The organism is Kangsaoukella pontilimi, from assembly GCF_009830125.1.
Lineage (GTDB): Bacteria > Pseudomonadota > Alphaproteobacteria > Rhodobacterales > Rhodobacteraceae > Kangsaoukella > Kangsaoukella pontilimi.
This window is the reverse complement of the sequence record NZ_WUPT01000003.1, coordinates 178,021-197,227: the sequence shown is the minus strand read 5'-3', so window position 1 is coordinate 197,227 and position 19,207 is coordinate 178,021. Positions and strand designations below refer to the sequence as shown.

Below are 19,207 nucleotides of genomic sequence, written 5' to 3'. Positions count from 1 at the left end.
CCCTTACCGGCTTGCGTCGGCTTCGAAGGTCGAGAAATCGACCAGCGTGCCGAGCATCTGCATATAGGCGATCAGCGCATCCATCTCGGACACGCCCGGCTCGCCATCGAAGTTGCGCACCTGCGCCCCCGGATAGCGTTCGAGAAGCCCGTCGATGTCCCCAAACGGATCGGTCTGCACCTTGAAGTCGGCCTTCGCGGTCTCGATCATCTCCTCGGTGTAGGGCACGCCCACGAAGGCATGGACCGACATCAGCTCGTCGATATGCGCGCCGTCTATCAGCCGGTCCTTCAGGAAGGCGTATTTCGGCATCACGCTTTCCGGCACAACCGACTGCGGGTCGGTGAAGTGGTCCACGTGCCATTCGTCCGAATAGCGCCCCCCGACACGGGCAAGGTCCGGCCCGGTCCGCTTGGACCCCCACTGGAACGGGTGGTCGTACATCGACTCGGCGGCAAGGCTGTAGTGCCCGTACCGTTCGACCTCGTCCCGCATGGGACGGATCATCTGGCTGTGGCACACGTAGCAGCCCTCGCGGATGTAGACCTCGCGTCCCGTCAGTTCGAGCGGGCTGTAGGGTCTCACGCCTTCCACTTCCTCGATCGTGTTCTCAAGGTAGAAGAGCGGCGCGATCTCGACGATGCCCCCCACGGTCACGGCGAGGAACGAGCAGGCCAGGAGAAGGGTCGCATTCTTCTCAAGCACCTTGTGCTTGTCGAGGATGCCGCCCTTTTTCACGGCTGCCTTCGGTTCGGAGGCGTCTGCGGTTTGGTTCTGAGTAGCCATTTTCAAGCCTCCTTATTCGGCCGGAACGGCGGCGCTGACTTCGCGCGAAGGCGCGGAGCGGACCGTCATCCACAGGTTCCAGCACATGATGATCGCACCGGTCAGGTACATGACACCGCCCAATGCGCGGACCACGTACATGACGAACTTGGCGTCCACCGTGTCGGCAAAGCTGTTGACCAGGAAACCGTTGGCGTCGACTTCGCGCCACATCAGGCCTTCCATGATCCCGGTGACCCACATCGAGGCCGCGTAGAGAACGATGCCGATGGTCGCGAGCCAGAAGTGCCAGTTGACCGCCGGCAGGCTGTAGAGGCTCGCCCGCTGCCAGAGACGCGGCACCAGGAAGTAAAGCGCGCCGAAGGTGATCATCCCGTTCCAGCCGAGCGCACCGGAATGCACGTGCCCGATGGTCCAGTCGGTATAATGGCTCAGGCTGTTGACCGCCTTGATCGACATCATCGGGCCTTCGAAGGTCGACATGCCGTAGAAGCCGATAGAGACGACCATCATGCGGATGATCGGGTCTGTTCTCAGCTTGTCCCATGCACCCGAAAGCGTCATCAGGCCGTTGATCATGCCGCCCCAGCTGGGCATCCACAGGATGACCGAGAACACCATGCCAAGGGTCGAGGCCCAATCCGGCAGCGCGGTGTAATGCAGGTGGTGCGGACCCGCCCAGATATAGAGGAAGATCAGCGCCCAGAAGTGGATGATCGACAGCTTGTAGCTGTAGACGGGCCGCTCGGCCTGCTTCGGCACGAAGTAATACATCATGCCGAGGAAGCCCGCCGTCAGGAAGAAGCCCACGGCGTTGTGGCCGTACCACCACTGCGTCATGGCATCCTGCACGCCGGCGAAGACCTGCACCGACTTCGAGCCCCAGATCGAGACCGGGATCGACAGGTTGTTGACCACGTGCAGCATGGCGACGGTGACGATGAACGAGAGAAGGAACCAGTTCGCCACATAGATGTGGGGCTCCTTGCGCTTCAGGATCGTGCCGAGGAAGACCAGCAGGAAGGCCACCCAGACGATGGTCAGCCAGAGGTCGACATACCATTCCGGCTCGGCGTATTCCTTCGATTGCGTCGCACCAAGAAGGTACCCGGTCGCCGCCAGCACGATGAACAGCTGGTAGCCCCAGAAGACGAACCACGCCAGGTTGCCGCCGAAAAGCCGCGCCGCGCTGGTGCGCTGCACGATATAAAAGGACGACATGATCAGCGCGTTGCCCCCGAAGGCAAAGATCACCGCGCTTGTATGCAGCGGACGAAGCCGGCCGAAATTGGCATATGGCTGCGCCCATTCCAGGTTCAGCGCCGGAAAGGCGAGCTGAAACGCGATGACCACGCCCACCAGAAAGCCGACGACGCCCCAAAGGGCGGTGGCCACGGCGCCTGCGCGGATGACATCGTCCATGTACTCGGTCTGGTCGATGGCTTTTTTCGGCTCGTCGATGCCCCTCAGCACCCACAGGAAAAGGCCACCCGAAATGGCCATGATCAAAACGGCATGCACCTGATAGGCCAGATCGCGCGCAAAGTTCGCGGCGATGGCCGCGAAAAGCGCGATCGCGCCCAGTGCGATCAGTTTGACATAATCTGTCATATGTCCGGTCCCTCGTTCTTTAGACCGGCACGCAAAAGGCGCCCCGGGTCACGCTCGTTCTCGCCGCCGGGCCGTGTCGATGCCTTGATCCATGTCAACCGCTCGGCGCGAGTTTCTTGATTCCGCGCAAGGACATGTCCCCGTCTCGCACCTGATGCTGGGAGCGAAACGAAGCAAGGGAGGAAGGATAGATGTCCTACAAAACGCTCGTGACCGTCATGCGCCACAAGGACCGCGACACGGCGCTCCTCGACGCCGCCGCGACGCTTGCCGAAGCCTGGGGCGCGCATCTCGATGTGCTGGCCCTCGGCACCGACAGGCTCCAGCCGGGCGCCTATTACGCCGGAGCCGCCGCCGTCGCGATCCAGACCTCGATGCAGGACGCCATAGACGACGCCAAGGCCGCCGAAGCGGCCAGCCGCGACGCGCTCCGCCTCCGCGACTGCCCCTGGGCCGTCATGGCAGCAGCGGCGCAGATCGGCGCAATGGGCCAGATCGTGGCACGACATGGCGGTCTCGCCGACATGGTTGTGCTGCCCGCACCCTATGGGGCCGGTCGCACAGCCGAGGACGTCGCGGTGGTCGAAGCCGCGCTCTTCTCGACCCGCACGCCCGTGATGATCCTGCCCGACGGCGCCACCCCGCCGGTCAGGCCCGAACGTGTGCTCCTCGCATGGAACCAGTCCGCAGAGGCGCTTGCGGCCATCCGCGGCTCACTCCCGCTTCTCAAGACCGCCAAGACCGTCGAAATCACGGTGATCGACCCGCCGGAACACGACCCCGACCGCTCCGACCCGGGCGGCCACCTGGCCGAGGTTCTCTCGCGTCACGGCATCCATGCCGAGATCACGGTGCTATCACGCACCATGCCGCGCATTTCCGACGTGATCTCCCGCCACGTGGGCGAGACTGGCGCGGACATGGTGGTCATGGGCGCCTACGGTCATTCCCGCTTCCGCGAGGCGATCCTCGGCGGCGCCACCCGCAACATGCTCGAAGGCGCGACGATCCCGGTCCTGATGGCGCACTGATCTTCGCCTGTTCGGAAATATCCCGGGGTGAATTGGCCGAAGGCCAAGGGGGGCGGAGCCCCCGCCGGTTTTCCCCGAAAACCGGCCCACCGCGACGGGGGCGAAGCCCGCGGCGCAAACCAAAAAAAGGCCGGGCGCAGGGCCCGGCCAGTCCAACAGGGAGGTTCCACGCCATGACCCGGACGTAGAAACGGGATTTCTTCGGTCAGGCAACCAGGCGATAGCCACCCGATTCCGTCACCAGCAAACGCGCATTGGACGGATCCGGTTCAATTTTCTGTCTCAGCCGATAGATATGCGTCTCGAGCGTGTGGGTCGTGACCCCGGCATTGTATCCCCAGACCTCGTGCAGCAGCACATCGCGGGCCACCACCCCTTCCGACGCGCGGTAGAGGAATTTCAGGATATTGGTCTCTTTCTCGGTCAGACGAATCTTCTTGTCGTCTTCCGTCACCAAAAGCTTCTGCGCCGGCTGGAACGTGTACGGTCCAAGCTGGAAGACCGCGTCTTCGGACTGCTCGTGCTGGCGAAGCTGCGCCCGGATGCGGGCCAGAAGAACGGGGAACTTGAACGGCTTCGTCACGTAATCGTTCGCGCCCGCATCGAGCCCGAGGATCGTGTCCGAATCGGTGTCGTGGCCGGTCAGCATCACGATCGGACATTTCACGCCGTGCTTGCGCAGCACCCGGCAGAGCTCGCGACCGTCGGTATCGGGCAGACCCACGTCGAGGATCACCAGATCGAACAGCCCCGCCTTGACCTGGGCCATCGCCTCCGAGCCGTTGCCCGCTTCGAAGACGTCGAAATCCTCGGTCATCACAAGCTGTTCGCCCAGCGCCTCGCGCAGGTCGTCGTCGTCATCGACGAGAAGAATACGTTTCAATGTCTGCGCCATTTTCAAATTTCCTCCGTGCAGGATACGGCTGAGATGCGCAGTCGGACCAGCCCCTGCAAGATTTGCTGCAGTTTTTCACGCGCTCGTGTCGGACAGGGCTGAAATGTTTCAAATCCGGTCAAAACGGGTCTACATGGGCTGAATGCCGGAACATGCGCCCGAATGACCCTGATCCCGACCCCGACCGAACGCCTTGCCCGCGCCCGCACCGATCTTCGGCTCGGGTTGCCGGTCGTGCTCGCCTCGGGCGACGTCCGGGCGCTGGTCCTCGCCGCCGAAGGGATTTCGGCCGATCGGCTGGCCGAAGCGCGGGCGCTTGGCCCGGCGACGCTGGCGATAACGTCTTGGCGGGCCGAGACGCTGCGCGCGCGGCCCTATGACGGCGATCTGGCAAGGCTGAAGCTGCCCGGAGACGCGGGCGCGGACTGGGTCGCCTCGGTCGCGGATCCGGCAACCGATCTCGCCCACCCGATGAAAGGCCCTTTCGAGGCCGGGCGCGAGGGCGCGGCGGACCTGCACCGCACGGCGCTCCGGCTGGCGAAATCCGCGCATCTCCTGCCTGCCGCGCTGGTGGTCACGCCGGTCACGGCGGACCTGCCCGGCCTGACGGTACTGGATGCAGACGCGACGGCGGCCCTTCTCGACCAGCCCGTGCCGCATCGGGAGGTCGTCTCGGGCAGGGTACCGCTGTCGGTGTCGGAAAAGGGCCGTGTCCACGTTTTCCGCCCCGGCGACGGGGGCGAGGAGCATTTCGTCTGCGAGATCGGCCGCCCGCCCCGCGACAAGCCCGTGCTGGCCCGGCTGCACTCGGCCTGTTTCACCGGCGATGTCCTGGGCTCGCTCAAATGCGACTGCGGCCCGCAACTGCACTCGGCGCTGGCCGCGATGGGGCGCGAGGGCGAGGGCGTGCTCCTCTATCTCAGCCAGGAAGGGCGGGGGATCGGGCTTGCCAACAAGATGCGCGCCTATTCGCTTCAGGATCAGGGCTTCGACACGGTCGAGGCGAACCACCGGCTGGGTTTCGAGGATGACGAGCGCGATTTCCGGACGGGCGCCGACATCCTCAAGCGGCTCGGCTTTTCCTCAGTCCGGCTGATGACGAACAACCCGGCAAAGGTGCGGATGATGGAGGCCCATGGCATCGCCGTCACCGAGCGCGTGCCGCTGGCCGTCGGACTCAATCCGCTGAACGAGAAGTATCTCGATGTGAAGGCCAAGAAATCGGGTCACATCCTGTGACGCCCGGCGACCTTGTCCTGACCCCGCGGGGTGTGCGGTTTCAGGGCCGGGTCTTTCCGGCGACGCTCGGCCGGGGCGGCGTCCGGGCCGACAAGCGCGAAGGCGACGGCGCGACGCCTGCCGGGGTCCACCGGATCGTCGGAATGCTCTACCGGCCGGACCGCATGGCGCGCCCCGCCGACTGGGCTTTGCCGATCCGTCCCGGCGACCTCTGGTGCGACGATCCGGGCTACGAGGATTACAACCTGATGGTGCGCGCGCCCTTCCCCGCCAGAGCCGAGACGCTTCGCCGCGCCGATCCGCTCTACGATCTGGTGATTCTGACAGACTGGAACTGGCCCTTTGCCGAACACGGGAAGGGATCGGCGATATTCCTGCACCGCTGGCGGCGCCCCGGTGCGCCGACGGAGGGCTGCGTGGCCTTTCGCCCCGACCACCTGCGCTGGATCGCGGCCCGGATCGGGTTCGGGACGCGACTGATCGTGGACGAGGGTTTGCGCCGCTGACGCGTCGCGGTGGGCAGGGGGGGCTGTCTGCCCCCCTCTTCGCGCGTGCCCGCGCGAATTCACCCCCCGAGGATTTTTCGGACCCAAAGAAAGGGGAAGGGGCGCGCGCTGTCCTGAATGGGTGCGCGTTCGATACCGGTCAGGGTGCGACAGCGAAAGCCGATCCCCCCACACCGAAGGCTGGAGGCTCTTCCGGACCCAACAATTAGAGAAGGCGTGCGCGTTGATCTTCACGGCGGCCCGGGTTGAAAGCAGCGTGCCTGGGGAGGCGTTGTGACCTGAGACTTCATAGTGGCCGCGGGTCAGGCGGGCGCATACCCGGACGGAGCGGGGCCTTGGCACGGGGAGCGCATTGCGATCAGCCGGGGGGTGCCGGCGGGCGTCACGCTGTCCTTGCTTCTAGCCGTAGTCCCGTTCCCCGAAGATGGCCGAGCCGACGCGGACATGTGTCGCGCCCTGGGCGATGGCCTCTTCGAAATCGCCGCTCATGCCCATGGAGAGGCCGGTCAGCCCATTTCGCGCGGCGATCTTGGCGAGAAGCGCGAAATGCAGGCTGGCGGGCTCGTCGATCGGCGGGATGCACATCAGGCCCTTCAGCGGCAGGCCCAGTTCTTGGACAAGCGCGATCAGGGCGTCGGCCTCGTCCACCGAGACCCCGGCCTTCTGGTCCTCGTCGCCGGTGTTCACCTGAACGAAGACCGCCGGCATCCGGCCCTCTTCTTCCGCGATGCGGGCGATGGCGCGGGCGAGTTTCGGCCGGTCGACCGTGTGGATGACGTCGAAAAGTTTGAGCGCAGGCCGGACCTTGTTCGACTGCAGGGGGCCGATCAGGTGCAGTTCGATCCCGTCGAAACGTTCTTTGAAGGCGGGCCATTTGCCCTCGGCCTCCTGCACGCGGTTTTCGCCGAAGATACGGTGGCCTTCGTTCAGCACTGCCTCGACCCGTTCCAGCGGCTGCACCTTCGAGACGGCGATCAGCGTGACGTCATCGGGCTTGCGCCCGTGACGGTCGCAGGCGGCGGCGATCCGGTCGGTGATGTCCTTGAGGCCCATGGCACGCGCTCCTGTTGGTCACGCGCCCTTCTGCCAAAAAGAAAAGAGCGGGCGCAAGGCCCGCTCTTCCCATTCAACCAATCCCGTAGGGATTAGAAGGACATGTTGATGCCGAGGTCGAAACCGTCTTCGGTCGCGCCATCGGTTTCGTCGGAAATGTAACCAGCTTTGAGGGTCGCACCGCCGCCGAGGTCGTATGCAACACCAAGGCCGAAGCCTTCGCCAGAGCCGAGAGCGCCGAATTCCGACTCGTCGTAGTACATGGCGGTAATGGTCGTCGCGCCCATGACGTAATCGAGCGAAACAGCGGTCTGATCAGCGTCGCCGCCGTCAAAATCAGCCATGCCGTGGATGACTTTCAGCGTCGCATCACCAAACGCGGCGGTCGCGCCAAGAATGATGTGATCAACATTGGTGGCCGTGTCCGGGGCGGCGCCAACAGAGTCGTTGGTTTCGTAGCCGGCCGAAACACCGAAGTTGCCGAAGCTATAGGCGAGACCAACGCTCACGCTGTCGTTGCCAGTTTCCTGCTGACCGGCACCGAGGTAGACCGAGAGGTCACCGGCCGAGTACTCGTACAGAGCTGCCGTTGCAGGACCGCCGATATAGATCGATTCCTGACGGCCAGCGAGCTGATAGCCAACGCCGGAAACGTCGCCAACGGCTGCTTCAGCAGCACTGTCGACATCGCCCATCGAGAGCTTGCCGAACGCGCCTTCGATGAAGACCGAACCAGCGGTGCCGCCTTCGCCGCCGCCGGCGTTGTCAGCGCGGATCGAGCCGCCGAACGACAGGCCGCCGTCGGTTTCGCCCGAAGCCGAGAACGCGATACGAATACGGCTGGAGAAGACGAGATCGCCGGTGAAGTTGTTAGCGACACCCATGCGGCCGTCGCCGGAAACGGCTACGTCGGCGGCAGCAACGCCAGCCGAAAGGACCAGAGCGGTCGAAGCCAGAAGAACCTTTTTCATCTTTTTTCCCTCGTGTGTAAAAGGTGCGTCTCAATTCGGTCGCACCGAACTGATTGGGACCGTATTTCTCTCCACGCCCCCCGGATTGCAATACGCCCCGCCAGAGCGCCCCCAGACTCCCTGTCCGTGGTGCAGCTTTGCCACAGTAGCGAAAGCGCGCCGATTCCATACGGGCGGCGAAAAGCCTTGAGGCGCCTCAGACGCTCGGATACTCATGCGAAAACAGTGAAAAGGACGGGTTCATGGGCGTTCAGGGGGCTCTCGGCCGGCAGCTTGCCCGGATCGGAAAACCGGCGGCGGTGCTGGCACTTGCGCTGGTTCTGGCCGGGTGCGGCATGTTCGGCGGTAACGGGACTTCTAACCGGACGGGCGAATCCGCCGCCGACCGCGAGGTTCAGGACCTGCTTGAGTCGGGTACGCCGCAGGATGATCTGGAGCGCTCGACGCTGGCCGATCTCTTCGTGAATATCGACGACCCCGACACCACGATCGAGGTCAACAAGTACCTCTGGAACGCCTCGCTCGACATTCTGAACTTTCTGCCGCTGCAATCGGCAGACCCTTTCACCGGCGTGATCGTGACCGGCTACGGCACTCCGCCGGGGGGCGGCCGGGCCTACCGCGCGACGATCTTTGTCCGCGACCCGGCGCTCGAGGCGCGTTCGCTGACCGTGGCACTCGCCACCCGGTCCGGCCCGGCGTCGACCGAAACGGTTCGTGCTGTCGAGGATGCGATCCTGACCCGCGCCCGGCAGCTACGGATTCGCGACCTCAATCTATAGACCTTCCGCGCCCCGGTGCTTAAGACGCTGGCCGGGCACTGACCCGGCCTTTTTCATCCGAGAGACGATATAATGTCAGGCTACGACACGAAGACCATCGAACCGAAATGGCAAAAGGCCTGGGACGAGGCCCTCACCTTCCGCGCCACGCGCTCGGGCGACAAGCCCAAGTACTACGTGCTGGAAATGTTCCCCTATCCGTCGGGGCGCATCCATATCGGGCATGTGCGGAACTACACGATGGGCGACGTGATCGCGCGCTACAAGAAATCGACTGGCCATAACGTGCTGCACCCGATGGGCTTCGACGCCTTCGGGATGCCCGCCGAGAACGCCGCGATGGCGTCGGGCGGTCATCCCAAGGACTGGACCTATGGGAATATCGACACGATGGTCGCGCAGATGAAGCCTCTGGGCTTCGGGCTCGACTGGTCGCGGATGTTCGCCACCTGCGACCCCGAGTATTACGGCCAGCAGCAGTCCATGTTCATCGACTTCATGGAAAAGGGTCTGGTCTACCGCAAGAACGCCACCGTGAACTGGGACCCGGTCGACATGACCGTTCTGGCGAACGAGCAGGTGATCGACGGCAAAGGCTGGCGCTCGGGCGCAGAGGTCGAACGCCGCGAACTGACCCAGTGGTTCTTCAAGATCAGCGATTTCTCGGAAGAACTGCTCGACGCCATCGACGGGCTGGACGACTGGCCCGAGAAGGTGAAGCTGATGCAGCGGAACTGGATCGGCAAATCGCGCGGTCTGCAATTCGCCTTCGAGAGTGTGGATGGCGGCGACCCGATCGAGGTCTACACCACCCGTCCCGACACGCTGATGGGGGCAAGCTTCGTCGGCATCTCGCCCGATCACCCGCTGGCCAAGGAGCTGGCCGAGACGAACGAGGCGGTCGCGGCCTTCCGCGCGGAATGCCAGAAGGGCGGCACGACCGAAGAGGCACTGGAGAAGGCCGAGAAGCTGGGCTTCGACACAGGGCTCAAGGTGAAGCACCCTCTCGATCCCACATGGGAGCTGCCGGTCTGGATCGCGAACTTCATCCTGATGGATTACGGCACCGGCGCGATCTTCGCCTGCCCGGCCCATGACCAGCGCGACCTGGACTTCAGCCGGAAATACGACCTGCCGGTGATCTCGACCTTCGCGCCTGCCATGGGCGAGGCCGGTACGTTCATCCTGCCCGAAGACGGCGGCCCGGCCTATGTGCCGCCCAAGCCCGAGACGGTGCGCTACCTGCTGCCCATCGCGGGCGGCGAGGCGATGACCGGCGAGGCCGCCGTGGACGCCGCCATCGACCGCGCCGAGAAAGAGGGCTGGGGCACCGGCGTGACCAAGTTCCGCCTCCGCGATTGGGGCCTGTCGCGTCAGCGCTACTGGGGCTGCCCGATCCCGGTCGTCCATTGCGACGCCTGCGGCGTGGTGCCCGAGAAGAAGGAAAACCTGCCCGTCCAGCTTCCCGACGACGTGACCTTCGACGTGCCGGGCAACCCGCTCGACCGGCACCCGACATGGCGCGACGTCCCCTGCCCGTCCTGCGGCAAGCCCGCCCGGCGCGAGACCGACACGATGGACACCTTCGTCGATTCGTCCTGGTACTTCGCGCGCTTCACCGCGCCCCGTGCCGAGACGCCCACTAACATGACCGAGGCCGAATACTGGATGAACGTGGACCAGTATATCGGCGGCATCGAACATGCGATCCTGCACCTGCTCTACTCGCGCTTCTTCGCCCGCGCGATGCATATCTGCGGCCACCTGCCGGAGAGCGCGATCGAGCCCTTCGACGCGCTTTTCACGCAAGGGATGGTGACCCACGCGATCTACAAGACCACCGGCCCGGATGGCCGCCCCGTCTATCACTACCCCGAAGATGTCGATCTGAAGGACGGCAAGGGCTTCCTGAAAGACGGCACCGAAGTCGAGATCATCCCGTCCGCCAAGATGTCCAAGTCCAAGAACAACGTCGTGGACCCGATGGACATCATCGACCGCTACGGCGCGGACACCGCCCGCTGGTTCGTCCTGTCCGACAGCCCGCCCGAGCGCGACGTCGAATGGACCTCTGCCGGGGCCGAGGCCGCGAACAAGCACCTCGCCCGCGTCTGGCGCCTGTCGGCGGACATCGCGGAAGGGAACGACACCGGCTCGGATGACGAGGCGCTTCTGAAAGAGATGCACAAGGCCATCGACGATGTGACTAAGGGCATCGAAAGCTTCGGCTTCAACGCGGCCATCGCCAAGCTCTACGCCTTCACCAACACGCTCGCCCGGGCCAAGGCGGGCCGCGCAGCGCGGCGGCAGGCGGTGATGACGCTGGCGCAGCTCATGTCGCCCATGACCCCGCACCTGGCCGAAGAGGTCTGGTCGATGCAGGGCGGCGAAGGGCTGATCGCGGATGCGGCCTGGCCCGTGGCCGACGCCACCTATCTGGTCGAGGACACGGTGACGCTGCCGATCCAGATCAACGGCAAGCGCCGCTCCGAGATCACCGTCTCGAAGGACGCCGACAAGGCAGAGGTTGAAAAGCTCGCCCTTGCCGACGATGCTGTGGCGCGGGCGCTCGACGGGCGCGCGCCGAAAAAGCTGATCGTCGTGCCGGGGCGCATCGTGAATGTCGTCATTTGACCGCAGAGCCATTCTGACCGGGCTTGTCCTTCTGGCAGGCTGCGGCTTCCAGCCGGCCTACGGGCCGGGCGGCGCGGCCGAGGGGCTGCGCGGGCGGATCGATGTCGCGGTGCCCTCCGACGAAGAGGGCTTTTCCCTCGTCCGGCGGCTGGAAGAGCGTCTTGGCCGCGGACAGGCCGCCGAGTATCGGCTGGAGGCGGGGATCTACCTTTCGGAAGAGGCGCTCGGCTTTCTGCCGGACGGTTCGATCAGCCGCTACAATGTCGAGGGCCGCGTCGACTGGCGCCTGATCCGGCTCTCCGATGGCGGCCTCGCGCTCTCTGGCAGCGAGCGTAGTTTCACCAGCTATTCCGCCACATCCACCACCGTGGCCACCATCGCCGCGCAGCGCGACGCGCGGCGACGGCTGATGGTCAGCCTTGCCGACCGGATCACCGCCGACCTTCTCGCCCGTTTTCCCGCGGACGCATGAGGGCGCCATGAAGCTCTCGACCCGCGACGCGCCCGCCTATTTCGCCAAGCCCGACCCGTCCAAAGCCGGTCTTCTGATCTACGGGCAGGACGCCATGCGCGTGGCGCTGAGACGGCAGGAAGTCATCAAGGCGCTGGTCGGGCCGGAGGGCGAAGAGGAAATGCGCCTCACCCGCATTTCCGCCGCCGACCTCCGAAAGGACGGCGCGCTCCTTCTCGATGCGATCAAGGCGCAGGGCTTCTTCCCCGGCCCGCGCGTCGCCTTCGTCGAGGACGCGGGCGACGGGCTGTCGGAGGTCATCGGCACCGCGCTTGGCGACTGGCAAGCGGGCGACGCGGCGATCATCGTCACCGCCGGGCAACTGGCCGCAAAGTCGAAACTCCGAAAGCTCTTCGAAGACGCCCCCCACGCCTATGCCACGGGCATCTATGACGACCCGCCCGGCCGGGCCGAGATCGAGGCCGCGCTCAAATCCGCCGGGCTGGAGCGCATCCCCCTCGACGCGATGGAAACGCTGACAGCGCTCGCCCGCGACCTCGATCCGGGCGACTTCCGGCAGACGCTGGAAAAGGTCGCGCTCTACAAGCTCGGCGACGAGACGCCACTGACCCCGGACGAGATCGCGCTGATGGCGCCGGCCTCGATCGAGGCGGGCGTGGACGACGTGATCGCCATCGCCGCCGACGGCAAGGCGCATGAAGTGGGACCCGTTCTCCGGCGTCTGGCCGCTCAGGGCGCGACACCCGTCAGCCTCTGCATCGCCGCAACCCGCCATTTCCGGACGCTCCACATGGTCGCCGCCGATCCGGGCGGGCCGGGCGCGGGCATCGGCAAGCTCCGCCCGCCGGTCTTCGGCCCCCGCCGCGACCGTATCCAGCGGCAGGCATCGCATTGGGGAATGGTCAAGCTGGAACGCGCGCTGACGCTTCTCCTCGACACCGACCTGACGCTCCGGTCCACCGCAACGGTGCCCGAGATGGCGGTGATGGAGCGGGCGCTTCTCAAGCTCGCCTGGATGGGGCGGCGTTAAGCCGGCGAGGGGCCAGCCCCTCGCGCTCCCCGAAGTATTTCTCAACAGAAGAAGCAAAAATTTGAATCAAATTGTCTTCAGTCTCATTCCTTCTTCTTTTCAAAAATACTCCGAGGGGGTCCGGGGGAGCAGCGCTCCCCCGGTCGGTCGATCGGCGAAGCCGGGCGAAACCGAACCTGCAAACAGGCGCTGTGCATCGCCTTCGGCGTCCGGCCGCCCTATGTTCCGCCCATGGGCGTGATGATCGACGGTAAATTTCACAAGGACGACCCCGGCCCGGACACCACCGTGGGCGGCGAGTTCAAGCGCGCGGCGGCGGATATAAGGGACTGGATCTCGCGGGACGGTCCCTATCGGCCCGAGCCGGGGCGCTATCACCTCTATGTCGCGTGGAACTGTCCCTGGGCGCATCGGGCGCTTCTGACCCGCGTCATCCTGGGCCTGGAAGACGCGATCTCCATCTCGGTCGCAAAGCCCCGCCGGACCGAGAACGGCTGGGTCTATGACGAGGCGGGCGCGTATTCGGACCCGCTTCTGGGCGTGAGCGCGCTCCACGAGGTCTATGCCCGCCAGACCCCCGCCTATACCGGGCGCCTCACCGTCCCGGTCCTCTGGGACAAGAAGACGGGCCGCATCGTCTCGAACGAGAGCGCGGAGATCGTGCGGATGCTGGCCGCGTTCGGTCAGGGGCCGGACCTTTATCCCGAGCCACATCGGGACGAGATCGATGGCTGGAACGACCTCATCTACAGGACCGTCAACAACGGCGTCTACCGCGCCGGTTTCGCCCGCACCCAGGAGGCGTATGACCGTGCGGTCAATGAGGTCTTCGACACGCTCGACCGGATCGAGGCGCATCTGGACGGGCGGGACTGGCTGGCGGGCGACAGCTTCAGCGAGGCCGATCTCAGGCTCTTCCCGACGTTGGCCCGCTTCGACGTCGCCTATCACTATGCCTTCAAGTGCAACATCCGGCGGCTGACCGACTACCCGAACCTCTGGCACTACGCGCGGCGCATCTATCATATGCCGGGCGTTGCCGGGACGGTGCATTTCGACATCTACAAGCGGGGCTACTTCTCGCCGTCGGAGCTCAGGAACCCGCTTGGCATCGTGCCTGCGGGACCCGCCATCGACTGGTCACTCTGACCGGCCGAGCCAGCCGATCGCCTGTTCTCCCGCAGCCTTTCCGCTCGCGAAACACCCCGTCAGAAGATACCCGCCCGTGGGCGCCTCCCAATCCAGCATCTCGCCCGCGACGAACGTGCCGGGACGCGCCTTCAGCATCAGACCATCCAGCGCCTCCCACGAGACGCCGCCCGCGGTCGAGATCGCCCCGTCCATATCGAGAGGGCCCTTCAGACCGACGGGCAAGGCCTTGATCAGAGCGGCGAGCCGGGCCGGATCGTCCGGCAGCGGCCGCCCCCATTCCGTCAGCAAGGCCCGCGCGACGGGCGATAGCTTCAGCACCCGGCGGAGGTGATTGGACAGGCTCGCCTTGCCGCGCGGGCGGGCGATGCGCGCCGTCACCGTCTCGACGTCGAGGTCCGGAGCCAGGTCGACGGTCAGCGTAGCCCCCTCGCGAAGTGCGCGCGAGACCTCGTAGACGCCGCCGCCTTCGATGCCCTTCGCGGTCACGACCCATTCGCCACGGCTCATCTCGTCGCCCGCGACCAGCCGCGTGCCCTTCACCGGCGTCCCGAAATGGCGCGCCATGTGATCGGACCAGTCCACCCGGAAGCCCATATTCGCGGGCCTGAACGGAACGACGGCATGGCCATCCGCGGCAAGCACACCCGACCACGCCCCGTCCGAACCAAGCCGCCGCCAACTTGCCCCGCCAAGGGCCAGAACCGTCACGCGGGGCCTGACGAGGCGCGCGCCCTCTGGCGTCTCGAACAAACAGGCGTCCCCGTCCCACCCGGTCCAGCGCCAGCGGGTGCGCAGCTCGACGCCCTGCCCCTCGAGCCGGGCGAGCCAAGCGCGGAGAAGCGGTGACGCCTTCATCGCCTTCGGAAAAACCCGCCCCGTCGAACCGGTGAAGAGCGGCTGGCCCAGCCCCTCGGCCCACGCCATGACCTCGGCGGGACCAAACCCGGTCAATGCGCCGTCCAGCGCCCGAGTGGAAACGCGCGGCAAAAAATTCGGCAGGCCCTCGTCCTTGGTCAGGTTCAGCCCCGACTTGCCCGCCATCAGGAACTTGCGCCCGACGCTCGGCATGGCGTCGGCCACGACCACCGGCAGGCCTGCGGCCGACAGCACCTCGGCGGCCATCAGCCCCGCCGGGCCGCCGCCGATCACCAGCGCACCGGTCTTGTCTTCCGCGCCCTTCGCGCCAGTCTCATCCGCCATGAGTGACGATCCCGTCTGTCCCCTCTGCGACCGGCCCATCCCGGAGCATGTCCGCCAGAGCCAGCACCACCTTGTGCCCAAACTCCGGGGCGGCAAGGGCGGGCCGACCGTTCTGTTGCATCAGATTTGCCACAACGAGATCCACGCCACGCTGTCGGAAACCGAGCTTGCGCGCTCCTATCACACGATCGGGGCGCTCCGCGAGCACCCAAGGCTGGCCGCGTTCATCAGATGGGTTCAACGCCGCCCGCCGGGCTTTATCTCGAAGACGCCGGGCAAACGGCGGGGCGGCAGATGATCAAGATCAAAGCCCAGGGTGCCCGATCCCGCTAACCTTCCCATGAAACACAGGAAGGGAACCCACATGGCCTGCATTTATTCAGAAGACGACACGCTTCCGGTGGTCGAACTCCGCGTCGTCGGGCGCGTGACCGAGAACGACATGAACCAGATCATCCCCAAGCTCGAGGCCTTTATCGAACGGCACGGCACAGTGCGCTTGCTGGAAGTGATCGAGCGGTTCGACGGTTTCGACCCGACGACGATCTTCGACGGGATGAAATTCGACATCAAGCACCTGAAGGATATCAGCCACGCGGCCGTCGTCTCGGACATCCCGTGGATCAGTTTCATGACCGGCGCGGCGGCGATGGTGATGCCGCTCACCATCCGGGTCTTCCCGATGGACAAGCTCGACGAGGCGCGGGACTGGGTTGCCGACCCCGACTAGCGCGTCGCTGCCTTGACCGCGACCACGTGGTCGCGGCCCGCGCTTGCCGCCGCCTCGCTCAGGCGCGTGGCGGCAGCAAGGGGGTCGGGGTCGACCCTGTCGATCAGACCCCATGCCAGGGCCGTCTCGGCGTCGATCTTCTCGGCCCCCATCAGCAGCAGTTTCGCGCGCGCCGGCCCGACCAGCGCCGCCAGCCGCGCGGGGTCCGAGGGTTGCGGCAGAACGCCCATCTTCATCACCGGATAGAAGAACCGCGCTTCAGGTACCGCGACGCGGATATCGCAGGCCAGCGCCATGCCCATGGCACCCCCGGCAAGCGAGCCGTTCAGCGCCGCGATGGTCAGGACGGGACAGGCCGCGACCGCGCCCGAGAGCGCTTCCCAGAGCGGGCTTTTGGCCAGCGTCCCCGCGCGCACCTCGTCCAGATCCGCGCCGGCGCTGAAGACGCGGCCCGAGCCGGTCAGGACCATCACGTGGACATCCTCGCGTGCAGCGGCCTCGCCCACTCTGCCCACAAGATCGCCCAGCATCGCCGCCGTCAGCGCATTGGCCTTATCGGGCCGGTTCAGCGTGATGACGGCGCGGGCATCTCTGACGTCGAATGTGATCACTCGATCAGACCGACGCGGCGGCGGATATCCTCGTCCCTAAGCGAGATTTCCTGCCCCGTGAACTCTTCGGCTTCGGCGCCGCACATCCACAGAAGCGCCTTCGCCGGCCATTCGGGCGGAATGTGATCGGACCAGTCGAGCTGGCTCACCCGGTTGATGCCGGAGGCCTTGATCTCGCGCTGCATCTGGGTGGCGACCGTGCCGGGCGAAAGGCCGATGGCACGGATACCGTCCTTGGCGTTTTCCAGATCGACCATGCGGGTCAGCATCGCCACACCCGCCTTGGACGCGCAGTAATGCGACCATGCCTCGACGGGGCCGTGCGCCGCGCCGGAAGAGATCGTCAGGATCGTGCCGCCGCCCCGTTCGATCATGCCCGGCAGGACCGCGCGCATCCCGTAATAAACGCCCTTCAGGTTGATATCGATGACATTTCCCCAGTCGTCGGGATCCGACGTGGCAAGGTGCGAAATCGGCTCGACGGCGCCTGCGTTGTTGATCAGCACGTCCACCGGACCGAACGCGTCTTCAGCAGCGGCGACTGCATCGGTGACCGCACCGTAGAAGGCGACGTCGCAAGGAACGGCCAGCGCGGTGTCCCCGATCTCGGCGGCGATCCGGTCGATACTGTCGCGGCTCCGCGCCAGCAGCACGACATTCGCGCCTGCCTCGGCAAAGATACGCGCGGCCGATTCCCCGATGCCGCGGCTTGCCCCGGTGATCATCACAGTTTTGCCAGAAACCGTCATTTATGCCTCTCTTTCGCCTTAGTGCGTGCTATCCCGGTCACGCTTAACCCGTCTGCCACCATGAAGACAGGCAGAACTTGACCCCATGCGGGCGCCTCTGAAATCTGGCGCCGAGCCTTACCACGACCCCACAATTTTCGGACCTGATCATGTATTTTCGCAAAGCCGCCCCTTTGACCGCCGTTCTGGCGCTCGCCACCTCGCCCGCCTTCGCCGTCACCCCGGAAGAAGTCTGGGCCGACTGGCAGACGCTGATCACCAATTACGGTGCCACGCTGGAAATCGGCGCGGAAAGCCGCTCGGGCGAAACGCTTACGGTGACCGACGTCACCGTCTCGACCGAAATGCCCGACGGCGCCTTCGACATGGAGCTCGGCACGCTGACCTTCACCAATATCGGCGACGGCGCGGTCCGGATCGGCATGGCGGAAACGGTCCCGATGCAGATCGACGTGGTCACGGAAGACGGCGACGAGGCTTCGGTCGGCATGGTTCTCCGCCAGTCCGGTGCGACCATGACCGCCAGCGGCCCGCGCGAGACGCTGCGCTACGACTTCGACTATCCGCTGATGTCGGTGGGCGAGTTCACGATGACCGGCCCCGAAATGCCCGAGGACTTCCCCATCACCATGGACATGCGTCTGACCGAGATGTCAGGCTATGTGGCCCTGGGCGACGGCGAGCCGCGCAGCTATGAAAGCCGGTCGACGCTGGCCGGTTTCGACATGGACGTGCGCTTCTCGGACGAAAGCGGCAATGGCGAGGGCAGCGGGTTCTTCGCACTCTCCATGGCCGATCTGGATCAGACCACGATCGGCACGATGGCCCCCATCGAGGCGGGTGCGACGCTGGCCGAAATGATCGCCTCGGGCACGCGCCAGACCGGCACGGCGACCCATGGCCCCGTGACATATACAGTGTCTTTCGACGGACCCGACGGCAGCTTCGAGATGGCCGCCGCCGCCGAGCGCGGCAATATCGAGGGCGCGCTGGACGAGAACGGCATCAACTACGGCGGCAACACCTACAATACCACGATCACCGTGGGCGGATCGCAATTCCCGCTGCCGCCGCTGACCTTCCGGCTGGCCGAGTCGGGCGGCGTCTTCCGGATGCCGCTGGTGCCGGGGGAAGAGCCGCAGGATTTCGCGCTTGTCATGCGCCTCGTCGGGCTCGAGATCGACGACATGCTCTGGAGCCTCTTCGATCCGATGGGCGCGATCTCGCGCGATCCCGCAACGCTGGTCATCGACCTTGGCGGCTCTGCCATGCTGACCGAGGACATCACCGCCCCGGACTACGCCGACAGCGATACGCCCGAGGTTCCGGGAGAACTGGAAAGCCTCGACATCAACGCGCTGGAACTGTCGATCGCGGGCGCGCGCCTGACCGGCGACGGGGCGTTCGAGTTCGACAATTCGGGCGACACGCCCCAGCCCGTGGGCAAGGCGAACCTGGCGCTGACCGGCGCGAACCAGCTGATCGACACGCTCGTGTCGATGGGCCTTCTGCCGGAAGAACAGGCGATGGCGGGCCGCATGATGCTGGGCCTCTTCGCGCGGCCCGATGGCGACGACAGCTACGTGTCCGAGATCGAGGTCACCGAGGACGGCCAGGTTCTGGCCAATGGCGGTGCGCTTCCGTTCTGACGACCGCAGCACGCGGCAGGGTGTTCCGGCACCCCGCCGCCCTTGCGGCACAAGCCGCCACGGACTAGGTGCATCCTGACGCGGCCCACGCGGCCGCGGCCCAGCC

Annotated in this window: 19 protein-coding genes; 11 read left to right on the top strand and 8 right to left on the bottom strand. The window is 65.6% G+C overall.

Going from position 1 to position 19,207, the window contains the following annotated elements:
• Positions 1–3 precede the first annotated feature (3 nt).
• Together ccoO and ccoN are read right to left on the bottom strand one after the other, a co-directional pair.
• A complete protein-coding gene (ccoO, locus tag GQ651_RS16490) occupies positions 4–786 on the bottom strand; it encodes a cytochrome-c oxidase, cbb3-type subunit II (RefSeq protein ID WP_160765377.1) in 783 nt (260 codons plus the stop codon).
• 12 nt (positions 787–798) lie between these two features.
• Positions 799–2,397 carry a cytochrome-c oxidase, cbb3-type subunit I gene (gene ccoN, locus GQ651_RS16485; protein WP_160765376.1) on the bottom strand — a complete coding sequence of 533 codons (1,599 nt, stop codon included), beginning with the start codon at positions 2,395–2,397 and terminating at the stop codon, positions 799–801.
• 191 nt (positions 2,398–2,588) lie between these two features.
• On the opposite strand from ccoN, the gene GQ651_RS16480 reads away from it, so the two are divergent.
• On the top strand, positions 2,589–3,428 hold the full coding sequence (locus GQ651_RS16480; RefSeq protein ID WP_160765375.1) for a universal stress protein: 840 nt from the start codon (positions 2,589–2,591) through the stop codon (positions 3,426–3,428).
• Positions 3,429–3,633: 205 nt separating this feature from the next.
• Here GQ651_RS16480 and GQ651_RS16475 read toward each other — a convergent pair whose 3' ends face one another.
• A complete protein-coding gene (locus tag GQ651_RS16475; RefSeq protein ID WP_160765374.1) occupies positions 3,634–4,323 on the bottom strand; it encodes a response regulator transcription factor in 690 nt (229 codons plus the stop codon).
• 162 nt (positions 4,324–4,485) lie between these two features.
• Here GQ651_RS16475 and ribA point away from each other — a divergent pair, with 162 nt between their 5' ends.
• Together ribA and GQ651_RS16465 are read left to right on the top strand one after the other, a co-directional pair.
• Positions 4,486–5,562 (top strand): GTP cyclohydrolase II, encoded by a 1,077-nt coding sequence (gene ribA, locus GQ651_RS16470; protein ID WP_160765373.1) that lies wholly within the window; start codon positions 4,486–4,488, stop codon positions 5,560–5,562.
• Complete coding sequence (locus GQ651_RS16465; RefSeq protein ID WP_160765372.1) at positions 5,559–6,068, top strand: L,D-transpeptidase family protein; 510 nt, start codon at positions 5,559–5,561, stop codon at positions 6,066–6,068. Before ribA ends, GQ651_RS16465 begins: the two co-directional genes overlap by 4 nt.
• A gap of 399 nt (positions 6,069–6,467) precedes the next feature.
• Here the strand turns inward: GQ651_RS16465 and GQ651_RS16460 are convergent, their stop codons facing one another.
• Together GQ651_RS16460 and GQ651_RS16455 are read right to left on the bottom strand one after the other, a co-directional pair.
• On the bottom strand, positions 6,468–7,121 hold the full coding sequence (locus GQ651_RS16460) for a YggS family pyridoxal phosphate-dependent enzyme (protein ID WP_160765371.1): 654 nt from the start codon (positions 7,119–7,121) through the stop codon (positions 6,468–6,470).
• 92 nt (positions 7,122–7,213) lie between these two features.
• Positions 7,214–8,092 (bottom strand): porin, encoded by an 879-nt coding sequence (locus tag GQ651_RS16455; protein WP_160765370.1) that lies wholly within the window; start codon positions 8,090–8,092, stop codon positions 7,214–7,216.
• A gap of 242 nt (positions 8,093–8,334) precedes the next feature.
• Here GQ651_RS16455 and GQ651_RS16450 point away from each other — a divergent pair, with 242 nt between their 5' ends.
• From GQ651_RS16450 to GQ651_RS16430, 5 genes are all read left to right on the top strand, one after another.
• Positions 8,335–8,874: a DUF3576 domain-containing protein gene (locus GQ651_RS16450; protein WP_160765369.1), complete on the top strand. Its 540-nt coding sequence runs from the start codon at positions 8,335–8,337 to the stop codon at positions 8,872–8,874.
• 72 nt (positions 8,875–8,946) lie between these two features.
• A complete protein-coding gene (leuS, locus tag GQ651_RS16445; RefSeq protein WP_160765368.1) occupies positions 8,947–11,508 on the top strand; it encodes a leucine--tRNA ligase in 2,562 nt (853 codons plus the stop codon).
• A complete protein-coding gene (gene lptE, locus GQ651_RS16440) occupies positions 11,495–11,980 on the top strand; it encodes an LPS assembly lipoprotein LptE (RefSeq protein WP_160765367.1) in 486 nt (161 codons plus the stop codon). Before leuS ends, lptE begins: the two co-directional genes overlap by 14 nt.
• A gap of 7 nt (positions 11,981–11,987) precedes the next feature.
• Positions 11,988–13,010: a DNA polymerase III subunit delta gene (gene holA, locus GQ651_RS16435; RefSeq protein ID WP_160765366.1), complete on the top strand. Its 1,023-nt coding sequence runs from the start codon at positions 11,988–11,990 to the stop codon at positions 13,008–13,010.
• Between the two features lie 231 nt (positions 13,011–13,241).
• Positions 13,242–14,159, top strand: coding sequence for a glutathione S-transferase family protein (locus tag GQ651_RS16430; protein WP_160765365.1), 918 nt, complete (start codon positions 13,242–13,244; stop codon positions 14,157–14,159).
• Here GQ651_RS16430 and GQ651_RS16425 read toward each other — a convergent pair.
• Entirely contained in the window at positions 14,151–15,362 is a 1,212-nt protein-coding gene (locus GQ651_RS16425) for a TIGR03862 family flavoprotein (protein ID WP_160765364.1), read from the bottom strand. The genes GQ651_RS16430 and GQ651_RS16425 overlap by 9 nt on opposite strands.
• Between GQ651_RS16425 and GQ651_RS16420 the strand changes: the two genes are divergently transcribed.
• A complete protein-coding gene (locus GQ651_RS16420) occupies positions 15,361–15,660 on the top strand; it encodes an HNH endonuclease (RefSeq protein WP_160765363.1) in 300 nt (99 codons plus the stop codon). The two genes, GQ651_RS16425 and GQ651_RS16420, sit on opposite strands and share 2 nt — an antisense overlap.
• Positions 15,661–15,726: 66 nt before the next feature.
• Positions 15,727–16,092 (top strand): SpoIIAA family protein, encoded by a 366-nt coding sequence (locus GQ651_RS16415; RefSeq protein WP_160765362.1) that lies wholly within the window; start codon positions 15,727–15,729, stop codon positions 16,090–16,092.
• Here the strand turns inward: GQ651_RS16415 and GQ651_RS16410 are convergent.
• Together GQ651_RS16410 and GQ651_RS16405 are read right to left on the bottom strand one after the other, a co-directional pair.
• Positions 16,089–16,703, bottom strand: a complete 615-nt coding sequence (locus tag GQ651_RS16410) for an enoyl-CoA hydratase/isomerase family protein (protein ID WP_160765361.1) — start codon at positions 16,701–16,703, stop codon at positions 16,089–16,091. The two genes, GQ651_RS16415 and GQ651_RS16410, sit on opposite strands and share 4 nt — an antisense overlap.
• A complete protein-coding gene (locus GQ651_RS16405; protein WP_160765360.1) occupies positions 16,700–17,452 on the bottom strand; it encodes an SDR family oxidoreductase in 753 nt (250 codons plus the stop codon). Before GQ651_RS16405 ends, GQ651_RS16410 begins: the two co-directional genes overlap by 4 nt.
• A 149-nt stretch (positions 17,453–17,601) precedes the next feature.
• Here GQ651_RS16405 and GQ651_RS16400 point away from each other — a divergent pair, with 149 nt between their 5' ends.
• Positions 17,602–19,101 (top strand): DUF2125 domain-containing protein, encoded by a 1,500-nt coding sequence (locus GQ651_RS16400; RefSeq protein WP_160765359.1) that lies wholly within the window; start codon positions 17,602–17,604, stop codon positions 19,099–19,101.
• The last annotated feature ends 106 nt before the right edge of the window (positions 19,102–19,207 follow it).